General features: G+C 62.3%; 9 protein-coding genes. All 9 read right to left on the reverse strand.

Annotated features, from left to right (window positions below; translation table 11 throughout):
- Nucleotides 1-93: 93 nt before the first annotated feature.
- Complete coding sequence (gene pdeM, locus BMY98_RS11680; protein WP_074889016.1) at nucleotides 94-750, reverse strand: ligase-associated DNA damage response endonuclease PdeM; 657 nt, start codon at nucleotides 748-750, stop codon at nucleotides 94-96.
- Nucleotides 747-3239 (reverse strand): ligase-associated DNA damage response DEXH box helicase, encoded by a 2493-nt coding sequence (locus BMY98_RS11685; RefSeq protein WP_074889019.1) that lies wholly within the window; start codon nucleotides 3237-3239, stop codon nucleotides 747-749. The genes pdeM and BMY98_RS11685 overlap by 4 nt, the downstream gene beginning before the upstream one ends.
- 259 nt (nucleotides 3240-3498) lie before the next feature.
- On the reverse strand, nucleotides 3499-4263 hold the full coding sequence (locus BMY98_RS11690) for an ABC transporter ATP-binding protein (protein WP_074889022.1): 765 nt from the start codon (nucleotides 4261-4263) through the stop codon (nucleotides 3499-3501).
- Between the two features lie 12 nt (nucleotides 4264-4275).
- Nucleotides 4276-5394 carry a succinylglutamate desuccinylase/aspartoacylase family protein gene (locus tag BMY98_RS11695; protein WP_074889025.1) on the reverse strand — a complete coding sequence of 373 codons (1119 nt, stop codon included), beginning with the start codon at nucleotides 5392-5394 and terminating at the stop codon, nucleotides 4276-4278.
- Nucleotides 5395-5403: 9 nt separating this feature from the next.
- Nucleotides 5404-6114, reverse strand: coding sequence for an ABC transporter permease (locus BMY98_RS11700; RefSeq protein WP_065992577.1), 711 nt, complete (start codon nucleotides 6112-6114; stop codon nucleotides 5404-5406).
- The gene (locus BMY98_RS11705; protein ID WP_037012262.1) at nucleotides 6111-6839 is read right to left on the reverse strand and encodes an ABC transporter permease; all 729 of its coding nucleotides are present in this window, start codon (nucleotides 6837-6839) and stop codon (nucleotides 6111-6113) included. Before BMY98_RS11705 ends, BMY98_RS11700 begins: the two co-directional genes overlap by 4 nt.
- A 79-nt stretch (nucleotides 6840-6918) precedes the next feature.
- Nucleotides 6919-7701 carry a transporter substrate-binding domain-containing protein gene (locus tag BMY98_RS11710; RefSeq protein WP_074889028.1) on the reverse strand — a complete coding sequence of 261 codons (783 nt, stop codon included), beginning with the start codon at nucleotides 7699-7701 and terminating at the stop codon, nucleotides 6919-6921.
- A 380-nt stretch (nucleotides 7702-8081) separates the two neighbouring features.
- Nucleotides 8082-9797: an ATP-dependent DNA ligase gene (locus BMY98_RS11715; protein ID WP_074889030.1), complete on the reverse strand. Its 1716-nt coding sequence runs from the start codon at nucleotides 9795-9797 to the stop codon at nucleotides 8082-8084.
- The gene (locus tag BMY98_RS11720; RefSeq protein WP_074889033.1) at nucleotides 9794-10846 is read right to left on the reverse strand and encodes a ligase-associated DNA damage response exonuclease; all 1053 of its coding nucleotides are present in this window, start codon (nucleotides 10844-10846) and stop codon (nucleotides 9794-9796) included. Before BMY98_RS11720 ends, BMY98_RS11715 begins: the two co-directional genes overlap by 4 nt.
- Nucleotides 10847-11377 lie beyond the last annotated feature (531 nt).

Consider the following 11377-nt stretch of genomic DNA (forward strand, 5'->3'; position numbering starts at 1 on the left):
CATCGGCGGGGCTGTTGAGTGTCGCACCTGGCCCTGCGCTTTAGGGGCGCCTGCAGCCATCTCTTTCATGATTGATCCCGCCGTTCTCCCGGTTCAAACCGCCTCCCACACCGCCCCATCCCCCACCACATAAATCTTGCTGTTCTCAGCCCGATCAATATTCATGCCCCCTGTGAAAGCGCCGAATGCTGGCAGCAGACTGACGCGTGGCAGCACGTAGAAGCACGGCAATCGCAGGCGCTGGCGTCCGCGTCCGTAGAGCCGGTAGGCCGGATGCACATGGCCCGCCAGGACGTGAAAATCAGGGTGCGGGTCAGGTTCGTGCTGAAGGGCATAGGGCCCCATAAACATGGGTTCCTCGACGACTTCAATGCGCAGTTCCGGCGGCGGATCACCTGCACGCTTATCGTGGTTTCCCCGGATCAAGGTGATCGCCAGACCATGATGTTTGTCCCGCCATGCCTGAATGGCCGACAGCGTGCCGGCCGCATGGGATTCCGGGGCGTGAAGAAAGTCCCCCAGAAAGATCAGCCGGTCGCAGTCATAGCTCGCCAGCAATGCGTCCAGGCGTTGAAGGTTGGCGTCAGTGGTGCCATGGGGCACTGGCTGACCCAGCCGTCGGTAGGCAGCAGCCTTGCCAAAGTGGGCGTCGGCAATCAGCAGCGCACGCTCTGCCGGGTAGTAGATGGCTTTGTCCGCCAGCAACCATAGCTCCGCACCTGCCAGCTGAATCGAAAGATACGGCCTCACGTCATGACCTCAGGCCCGGCGGCTTTTTCGAGGTCGCTGACCATGCGTGCAATACGGTCGGAGAGTTTTTCGGTGCTGAGGCTTTCGCGCATGCGTTCGACCAGCAGCGGGAAGGCCATCGGGGTGGGGCGTTTGATCACGTGCAAATCCAGGGTTCGGTTGTTGATCCGGCTGAGGGTCTGTTCAAGACGGGCGACATCGAGTTCCTGCCGCAGCACTTCTTCCTGGGCCTGGGTCAGCAGCAGGTTGCCGGCGTCGTACTGTTTGAACACTTCGAAGAACAAGCCACTGGAAGCCTGCAGCTGTCGGTTGCTCTTCGGCGCGCCAGGGTAGCCGGAGAACACCAGCCCGGCGATGCGGGCAATTTCGCGAAAGCGGCGCAGTGCCAGTTCGCCGGCGTTCAGGCTGGCAATGATATCGGCCAGCAGTTCATCTTCGGAAAACAGCTGAGTCGTCAGGCGCTCATTCCAGTCGATGGGCGTGGCGCTGAGCAGTTCAAAGCCATAGTCATTCACGGCGATGGAGAACGTCAGCGGCGTGTCACGGCTCAGGCGCCAGGCCAGCAGGCTCGCCAGCCCCAAGTGCACATGCCGGCCGGCGAAGGGATACAAAAACAAATGCCAGCCTTCGCGGGACTTCAAAACTTCTGCCAGTAGCGTGTCCTTGCGCGGCAACGCCGACCATTGCCGTTGCACTTCCAGCAGCGGGCTGACGATGTGCATCTCGGGGCTGCTGAAGTCGCCCCGGGCAGCGGCATCGAATTTTTCGACGACGGCGTCTGCCAGTTCGTTGGAGAGCGGCATCCGTCCGCCATTCCAGCGCGGGACGGCGGCTTTTTTACCCGTAGCCTTTTTCACGTACGCGGTCATGTTCTCCACGCGGACCAGTTCCAGCAGGCGACCGCTGAACAGAAACCCGTCTCCAGGTTTCAATCGGGCGATGAAGCCTTCTTCGACGCTCCCGAGGGATCCGCCTCCGCCGCCCTTGCTCCAATACTTCACGTTGATGCTGGCTTCACTGACGATGGTGCCCACGCTCATGCGGTGGCGGCGGGCGAGGCGGGCGTCGGGGACGCGCCAGATGCCGTCTTCGTCAGGCTCGACCCGTCGGTAATCAGGGTAAGCCGTCAGAGAGAGGCCGCCGTAACGCACGAACGCCAATGCCCATTCCCACTCTTCGTAGGTGAGGTCGCGATAGGCCCAGGCTGTACGAACTTCGGCCAGTAGCGCGTCGGGCATAAAGCCGCCGCCGAGGGCCATGCTCACCAGATGCTGCACGAGGACATCCAGCGGCTTGTAGGGTGATTCGCGAGGTTCAATCAGACGCGCGTCGACGGCGTCGCGGGCAGCGGCAGCTTCGACCAGCTCCAGGCTATGGGTCGGCACCAGCGTTACCCGTGACGGGCGGCCCGGCGCGTGGCCCGAGCGCCCCGCACGCTGCATCAGCCGCGCGACGCCCTTGGCCGAACCGATCTGCAGCACACGCTCGACCGGCAGAAAATCCACGCCCAAATCGAGGCTGGAGGTGCAGACCACGGCTTTCAGGTGGCCTTCTTTCAACGCGCGCTCAACCCAGTCGCGGACCTCGCGGGAGAGTGAGCCGTGGTGCAGCGCGATCAGTCCGGCCCAGTCGGGGCGCGCCTCCAGCAACGCCTGATACCAGACTTCCGACTGCGCGCGGGTATTGGTGAACAGCAGGCAACTGGAACAGCTATCTACTTCGGCCAGCACCTGCGGGAGCATGCGCAGCCCCATATGTCCGGCCCAGGGGAAGCGTTCGATGGAGGGCGGCAGCAACGTGTCGACGATCAATTTCTTGACCACTTTGCCGTGAACGGTGGTGCCGTGATCGCCCACCAGCACCTGTTGCGCGTGATCTTGATTGCCGAGGGTCGCGGAAAGGCCCCAGATGACCAGCTCGGGATTCCACTGACGCAGCCTGGCCAGCGCCAGTTGCAGCTGAATGCCGCGCTTGTTGCCAATCAGTTCGTGCCATTCATCGACAACGACCATTTTCAACGTCGACATCGTCGCCTGGGCGTCGGCGCGGGTCAGCAGCAGCGTCAGGCTCTCCGGTGTGGTGATCAGCGCGGAGGGCAGGCGGCGGCCCTGTTTGGCGCGTTCGCTGCTGCTGGTGTCGCCGGTGCGCAGGCCGACGCTCCACGCGATCTGCAAATCCTGCAGGGGGCCTTCGAGTGCGCGGGCGGTGTCGGCAGCGAGGGCGCGCATGGGCGTGATCCACAACACGCTGAGGGGCGCCGCCACGGGCTTGCGCTTGCGCGGCTTCAGCTCCGTGGGCTCGGGCGCAGGTCGGGCGAACTGGTTGAGGGCGGCAAACCACACCGAGTACGTCTTGCCCGCGCCGGTGCTGGCGTGCAGGAGGCCCGACTCGCCGCGGGCGACGGCGGCCCAGACTTCTTTCTGGAAGGGGAATGGTTTCCAGCCGCGCTCGGCAAACCAGCGCTTGGCGAAATTGACAGCTCTTGGCATGCGCAGGCTCTGGGAAGGGGGTAAGTCAGAGACCGCTGGGGGAGGGGTTTAGTTTGGTCGGGATTTATCACCCGGCGCTGAGCCTGTGGGAGCGACCGGGGTGGCGCTCCACCTTGCTCGCGAATGCAGTGGGTCAGCAACAAATAGTCTGACTGACAGAATGCCTTCGCGGGCAAGGTGGAGCGCCACCCCGGTCGCTCCTACAGGATTTGCATTTGCCAATGTAATGAATGCGGCAGGAGATCAGGACGCTGCGAAATTATTTCAAATTACCGCTCAAAAACTGCTGTAAGCGCTCGCTCTTCGGGCTGCCCAGCACGTCGTCCGGGTGGCCCATCTCCTCGATCTGGCCCTGATGCAGGAACACCACCTGATTGGCGACCTTGCGGGCGAAGCCCATTTCGTGAGTTACCAGAATCATGGTCCGACCCTCTTCGGCGAGGCCCTGAATCACTTTCAAGACTTCGCCGACCAGTTCAGGGTCGAGCGCTGAAGTGGGCTCGTCGAACAGCATGATTTCCGGTTCCATCGCCAGCGCCCGGGCGATGGCGACGCGCTGCTGTTGGCCGCCGGACAGAAACGCCGGGTACTGATCGGCGACGCGCGCGGGCAGCCCCACCTTGTCCAGGTATTTGCGCGCGCGAGCCTCAGCTTCGACCTTCGACACGCCCAGCACCCGCCGCGGGGCCATGGTGATGTTTTCCAGCACCGTCATGTGGCTCCACAGGTTGAAATGCTGGAACACCATCGCCAGCCGCGTGCGGATCCGCTGCAGCTCGTCAGGATCGGCAACGCGCATCCCGCCGGCGTCGCTGACCATGCGCACGGGCTGGCCGTCCAGGCTCATGGCGCCGTCATTGGGTTGCTCGAGAAAATTGATGCAGCGCAGGAACGTGCTCTTGCCCGAGCCGCTGGCGCCGATCAGGCAAATCACGTCGCCGACACTGGCCTTCAGCGACACCCCTTTGAGCACCTCGTGGTCACCGTAGCTTTTATGCAGGCCATCGATGGTCAGTTTGTACATGAAGGGCAGTCCTCAAGGAGAAAGTAAATAGCCGCTGCGATAGGCTTCGGTGCCGGCGACATGGGCGATGACCATGCCGGCAGTCGCCATGCGTCGCAATGAGCGGGCGTACATAAGGCCAGCGTTGGCCGTGTGGATCGGGGTCACTGCGTCGCTGATCGGGTCGATGACCTCAGCGATCAATTGCCCCGCCTCGACGTATTCGCCGGGCAGTGTGCAGAACACCAGCAGACCACCGACAGGCGTGGCGACCGGTTCGACGCCTGCCAGCGGGGTCGCCGGGTAAATCAGTTCGGGTGGTGCAACCGGCTCGCCGGCAATGGCGCCGTGGTGCATCAGGTAGCTGATGATCGCCTGACAGTCGCGGCTGGCGAGGGCGTGATTGACATCCCCCTGACCGCGCAACTCCAGGGTCACGGAAAAGCTGCCCAGCGGAATCGGGAAGTGCTTGGCAAATCGTTGCTGCAGTTGCCACCAGACCAGCGTGAAGCATTCGTCGAACGACTGCCCGCCGGAATCGGTCGCCAGCAGGCTTGCCTGTGCGCCGAGATAACGCGACAACGCTTCGACCTGGGGCCAGGCTTCAGGCGTGGTGTAAAGGTGCTCGACGGATTCGAAATCGCAATGCAGGTCCAGCACCACATCGGCGTCACAGGCCAGGCGTTGCAACGTCAGGCGCTGGGACTCCAGCTGGGTGCTACCGACGCAGTTATTCAGCGCAGCCAGCAAGGTTTTGCGAATCAGCGTGACGTTGCCCTTGGGGTCATCGGTCAGCAGCGCTTCGATTTCATCGCCCACTTGCTGGCCGAGGTCGACGAAGCGACGATTGAAATTCTGCCCGCTCTCTAGTTCGTAGCGGCCCAGCGGCATGTCCATCAGGACCTGCTCCAGGCCGATGGGATTGGCCACCGGAACGACCACGACTTCGCCGAGCAACTGACCGGCGTTTTCAAGCTCGGCCAGCCGTTGCTTCAAATACCAGGACACCAGCATGCCCGGCAGCTCGTCGGCGTGCAGGGAAGACTGGATGTAAACCTTGCAGGCGCCGTTTTCCGGGCCGTAGTGAAAGCTGTGGATCTGTCGCGCGGTGCCGGGCACCGGGGCCAGCAGATCATGGGTCTGGTGTCGCATGCAGGGTTCCTAGTGAGTCGGGCCGAGGAAGGCCAGCCAGCGGCGTTCAGCCAATCGGAACAGGCCCACCAGAATGAACGTGACGGTCAGGTAGATCAGTGCCGCTATGCCGAACGACTGGAACGTCAGGAAGGTAGCGGAGTTGGCGTCCCGCGCGACCTTGAGGATGTCCGGCACGGTGGCGGTGAAGGCCACGGTGGTCGAGTGCAGCATCAGGATCACTTCGTTGCTGTAATAAGGCAGCGAGCGGCGCAGGGCCGACGGCATGATCACGTAGGTGTACAAGCGCCAGCCGGTCAGCCCGTAAGCCTTGGCCGCCTCGACTTCGCCGTGGTTCATGCTGCGAATCGCACCGGCGAAGATTTCGGTCGTGTAGGCGCAGGTGTTGAGGGCGAAGGCGAGGATCGTGCAGTTCATCGCGTCACGGAAGAACGCGCCGAGCATGGGTTGCTCACGCACGGCAGCAATGCTGTAGATGCCGGTGTAGCAAATCAGCAACTGGATATACAGCGGCGTGCCGCGGAACAAGTAGGTGTAGAACTGCACCGGCCAGCGCACCAGCGGATTGCGCGACACGCGTGCGATGGACAGCGGAATCGAGACGATAAAACCGATGGCAATGGAGGCACTGAGCAGCCACATCGTCATGGCCAGGCCGGTGATGTTCTGGCCGTCCGTATAAAGGAAGGCGCGCCAGTATTCTTGCAGCAACTCGATCATCGTTGGGCCTCCCGGCTGCCAGCGGCATAACGCCGCTCGGCCCAGCGCAGGGCGAAGTTGGACACGCTGGTGATGACCAGATAGATCAGTGCCGCGAGTACCAGGAAATAGAACAGCTGATACGTGCTTTTACCCGCGTCCTGCGCGGCCTTGACCAGGTCGGCCAGACCGATGATCGACACCAGCGCGGTGGCCTTGAGCACCACTTGCCAGTTGTTGCCGATGCCGGGCAGGGCGAAGCGCATCATCTGCGGGAATACGACCATGCGAAACCGTTGTGAGCGGCTGAGCCCGTAGGCCGTGGCGGCTTCGACCTGACCACGCGGTACGGCGAGAATCGCGCCGCGGAAGGTCTCGGTGAAGTACGCGCCATAGATGAAGCCCAGCGTGATGACGCCGGCAGAGAAAGGGTCGATCTCGATGTAATCCCATTCCATCGCTTCGGTGAGCGTGGTCAGCCATGTTTGCAGGCTGTAGAAGATCAGCAGCATCAGCACCAGGTCCGGTACGCCACGGATCAGCGTGGTGTAGATCTGGGCCGGAACGCGCAGTACAGCGGCTTTCGACAGTTTGGCACTGGCGCCCAGCAGGCCGAGCACAATGGCCAGCAGCAGCGACATTACCGATAATTTGACGGTCATCCAGGTGCCTTCCAGCAACAGCGGGCCGAAGCCTTTCAGGCTGAATGCTGACAGTCCCAGGTTTTGCAGGAGAGTTTCGAACATGTGCAACCTATACAGTCAATAAAAACGCCCGTGAACTTCAGCGGCGGATTCTGGCTGAAATCAACGGGCGTCCGTTTGCTTATTTACCGCTGTACAGATTCAGATCGCCGAAGTGCTTCTTCTGGATCTCGGCGTACTTGCCGTCATCGTGCAACGCTTTGATGCCTTTATCCAACAGCGCTTTCAGCTCCTTGTCACCCTTGGAGATGCCAATGGCTGTTTTGGCTGGCAGCAGGGGATCTTCGATTGGCTGGCTGACTTCGTAACCAGCGCCCTGTGGCGACTTCAGGAAGCCCAGTTCGGCTTGCAGCATGTCTTGAACCGAGGCGTCCAGACGACCCGAAACGAGGTCGGCATAAACTTGGTCCTGGTTGGCATAGGCCTGGGTCTTCACGCCAGCCTTGTCCAGGACGGCCTTGGCGTAGGCTTCCTGGATGGTGCCTTGCTCGTAACCCACGGTTTTGCCTTTGAGCGACGCGGTGTCAGCGCTCAGGCCGGAGCCTTTCTTGTAAACCAGCGAGGTAGGGCCGGAGAACAGTTCGTTGGAAAAGTCGATGACTTTTTCGCGAGCCGGGGTCACGGTCATGGAGGAGATCACGCCGTCGAATTTCTTGGCTTTCAGGCCTGGGATCATGCCGTCGAAATCGCTTTCGACCCACTTGCACTTGACCTTCAGTTCAGCGCAGATCGCGTTGCCCAGGTCGATATCAAAGCCCACCAGGCTGCCATCGGCGGCTTTGGATTCGAATGGCGCGTAGGAAGGATCGACGCCGAAACGCAGCTCCTTGTAGTCCTTGGCCATTGCATTACCGGCGGCCAGACAGATGGCGAGTGCGGAAAGGGTCAGCCATGCTTTTTTCATCGTTCAGTCCTTAAAACCAAATTGAGCGTTGGGAACACGCGAAGGCTTGCTACCGGCAAAAGCCAGACCGCAAATAGACAGCAATTTCCGAACCAAACAAACGAACGCGCGTTTTAAATGTACGGAGTTGTCGCAATGATGACTTAGAGCCATCTTTTGTCTTTCTTTGAGGCCCCGCAGGCACCGGCAGAGTAGCCGTATCTCGTTGAGAGTGGGCGAAAAAGTTGCAGCTTTTGGGGTGTCCAGCGAGGCTTGTTTCGGCAGCGGGGATATTCGAAACGCCCGCTGGGGCTTGTCGGTGAGGGGCTGCGGTTGTCGGCGCGCTCCACTTCAGTGCATCGCGCGCGGACTGGAGTCAAGCCCGCGCACCGCGACGGTGCTCAGGCCAGCAGGTCCTGGAGCGTCGCCAGGCTGTCGGCTTCGGTCACGGGCTTGTCCAGCCGCCACCGCAGCATCCTCGGGAACCTGACAGCGATGCCGCTCTTGTGCCGTTTCGAGAGGGCGATACCTTCGAAGCCCAACTCGAACACCAGGGTCGGGGTAACACTTCTCACCGGCCCAAACTTGTCGACGGTGGTCTTGCGGATGATTGCATCGACTTTGCGCATCTCTTCGTCGGTCAGTCCTGAATACGCTTTGGCGAAGGGCACCAATGTCCGTTCGCTGGACTCCGGCGGGCCGTCCCAGACCGCGAACGTATAGTCGCTGTAGAGGCTGGCGCGGCGGCCGTGACCGCGTTGGGCGTAGATCAGCACAGCGTCGACGCTGAACGGGTCCATTTTCCATTTCCACCAGACGCCCATGTCCTTGGTGCGCCCGACGCCGTACATCGAGTCTCGCGCCTTGAGCATCATGCCTTCCACACCGAGACTGCGGGACGCCTCGCGCTGCCGCCCCAGGTCTAGCCAGTCGGTGCCGGTAAGCACCGGGGAGGGCATCAACACCGGGCTTTGGGCGTTGGCGATGACTTTTTCCATCTGCGTACGGCGCTCATGTTGCGGGCGACTGCGCCAGTCGTGGCCTTCCCATTCCAGCAGGTCGTAGGCCAGCACCACGACCGGCACGTCTTCCAGAATCTTCTTGCCCAGGGTTTTGCGGCCGATCCGCTGTTGCAACAGGGCGAATGGCTGCACCGACGGCGTTGCTTCGCCAGGCGTGCCCGGTGCGGGGGTGTCCAGGGCAAATTCGCCATCCTCGGGATGCTCAGGGGGCGCGGCTTTCCAGACGACGATCTCGCCGTCGATCACCGTGCCGTCGGGCAGGCATTGGGTCAGGCTGTGCAGTTCCGGGAACCGATCCGTGACCAGTTCTTCACCCCGCGACCAGATCCACAAGCGACCTTCACGCTTGACCACTTGGGCGCGAATGCCGTCCCACTTCCATTCCACCTGCCAGTTTTCGGCGGCGCCCAGCAGGGTCTCGAACTGATCGACCGGCTGCTGCAGCGCGTGGGCGAGGAAGAAAGGGTAGGGCTGGCCACCGCGTTGGGCGTGTTCGTCGGCCGACTCTTCTGCGATGAGTTTTAGATACCCTTCGGCGCTTGGGCGATGGGAAAGATCGGTGTACCCGACGAGTCGCTGGGCCACGCGCTTGCTGTCGATATCGGCCAGGGCGGCGAGGGCCCGTGTCACCAGCAGCTTGGAGACACCGACGCGGAAACTGCCAGTGATCAGTTTCAGGCAGACCATCAGGCTTTGCGGGTCCAGTTGCGACCAGAACGTCGGCAGGCGCTCGAGCAATTCTTCCGGGGGCAGGCCACGCAGGGGCAGCAGATGATTTTCCATCCAGCTGGCCAGGCCTTCTTCGGAGCTGTGCTCGGCTTTGGGGAGCAACAGTGAAAGCGTCTCCGCCAGATCGCCTACCGCCTGGTAACTCTCCTCGAACAGCCATTCCGGTAATCCGGACAGCAGCAGCGCCTGCTCACGCAACATGCGCGTCGGCACCAGTTGCCGGGGGCGTCCGCCAGACAGGAAGTACACCGCCCACGCGGCGTCTTCGGGAGCCGCCTTGCTGAAATACGCTTGCATGGCCGCGAGCTTGGCGTTGCTGGAGGTGGTGGCGTCGAGGTCTGAATAGAGTTCGGCAAAGGCCTTCATGACGACGCCTCGCCTGTCGATGCGGGTTCGGGGGCTGGTTCGGTCTTGGCCGTTGCGTCGTCTTCTTCGTCGCCGTATTCGGTGGAGAAGCCTTGGGCGTCGAGGCCCAGTTCCCGCAGGTAGCGCACCAGCACGGCCACCGAACCGTGGGTGACCATGACTCGTTCGGCGCCGGTGTTTTCGATGGCCCAGAGCAAGCCCGGCCAGTCGGCGTGGTCGGAGAGGGCGAAACCGCGGTCGACGCCGCGCCGACGTCGGGTGCCGCGCAGCATCATCCAGCCACTGGCGAAGGCGTCGCTGAATTCGCCGAAGCGGCGCATCCAGGTGCTCCCGCCGGCAGAGGGCGGGGCGATGATCAGGGCGCTGCGCAACGCGGGGTCGGTTTTTTTGAAGTCGCCGGCGTAGTGGGTTTCGGGGATGCGCACGCCGGCTTCGCGGTAGACGCGGTTGAGCGGTTCGACGGCGCCGTGGACGAGGATCGGGCCGATGCTGGGGTCAATCCCGTGGAGGATGCGTTGAGCCTTTCCGAATGAGTAGGCGAACAGGACGCTGGCTTTGCCGGCGGCGGCATTGGCGCGCCACCATTCGTTGACGCCGGCGAAGATTTCCGCCTGGGGCTGCCAGCGGTAGATCGGCAGGCCGAAGGTGGATTCGGTGATGAAGGTGTGGCAGCGCACGGGTTCGAAGGGTTCGCAGGTGCCGTCGGGTTCGACTTTGTAGTCGCCTGAGGCGACCCAGATTTCGCCCTGGTATTCGAGGCGGACCTGGGCGGAGCCGAGGACGTGGCCGGCCGGGTGGAGGCTGAGTTTGACGCCGTGGTGGGTGATGGTTTCACCATAGGCGAGGGTCTGGAGGTTGATGTCCTGGCCCAGTCGGGAGCGCAGTATGCCTTCGCCGGGGGCGGCGGCGAGGTAGTGTTCATTGCCGGTGCGGGCGTGGTCGCCGTGGGCGTGGGTGATGACGGAGCGTTCGACCGGGCGCCACGGATCGATGTAGAAATCACCGGGCGGGCAGTAGAGGCCTTCGGGGCGGGCAATGACGAGATCCATGGTTTGACCGGGTTTGGGGACTTGTCAGGTAGAGCGGTGGCGGGGCGCAGAAGTTCGGTTCGCCTTTCTGAGATCGGGATCAGTATCAAGATCAGGGGCAAGAGCGTCGGCCTAACGGCTCGACTGTTTCGGCTTCGCCGAGTTACTTGGAAAAGCACCCCAAGTAACCAAGGGTGCTTGCTCTCGGTTGGGCCCGACTTCGTCGGGTTCCTTCACTCCGGTCTCGCTCCGTGGGCCCGCCGCCATCCGCCATCCATGGCGGGGGGCGGCTCTCGCGGCATCCATGCCGCTCGGCCCACGGAGCGAGACCTGCGTTCAGCCTGCACCAAAGTCGCGATTTACGGTGTCCGGACTTCTTGCGTACGAAGATCAAAAGCAGATCAAAAGCTTCCCGGCTGAAGCCGGTCCCACTGACGATACGCGGTGTGCTTTTTTAGTGGGACCGGCTTCAGCCGGGAAGGGGCCATTTCAGGCACGATCAATCTTGCATGCGCGCGCTGCTGTTAGTGGGAGCGGCTTCAGCCGGGAAGG

The organism is Pseudomonas graminis (assembly GCF_900111735.1).
GTDB classification, from domain to species: domain Bacteria; phylum Pseudomonadota; class Gammaproteobacteria; order Pseudomonadales; family Pseudomonadaceae; genus Aquipseudomonas; species Aquipseudomonas graminis.

Coding starts and splice junctions, on each gene's coding strand:
- BMY98_RS11685 (WP_074889019.1), bottom strand. CDS start 3,239: ATGCCAAGAGCTGTCAATTTCGCCAAGCGCTGGTTTGCCGAGCGCGGC.
- BMY98_RS11690 (WP_074889022.1), bottom strand. CDS start 4,263: ATGTACAAACTGACCATCGATGGCCTGCATAAAAGCTACGGTGACCAC.
- BMY98_RS11695 (WP_074889025.1), bottom strand. CDS start 5,394: ATGCGACACCAGACCCATGATCTGCTGGCCCCGGTGCCCGGCACCGCG.
- BMY98_RS11700 (WP_065992577.1), bottom strand. CDS start 6,114: ATGATCGAGTTGCTGCAAGAATACTGGCGCGCCTTCCTTTATACGGAC.
- BMY98_RS11705 (WP_037012262.1), bottom strand. CDS start 6,839: ATGTTCGAAACTCTCCTGCAAAACCTGGGACTGTCAGCATTCAGCCTG.
- BMY98_RS11710 (WP_074889028.1), bottom strand. CDS start 7,701: ATGAAAAAAGCATGGCTGACCCTTTCCGCACTCGCCATCTGTCTGGCC.
- BMY98_RS11715 (WP_074889030.1), bottom strand. CDS start 9,797: ATGAAGGCCTTTGCCGAACTCTATTCAGACCTCGACGCCACCACCTCC.
- BMY98_RS11720 (WP_074889033.1), bottom strand. CDS start 10,846: ATGGATCTCGTCATTGCCCGCCCCGAAGGCCTCTACTGCCCGCCCGGT.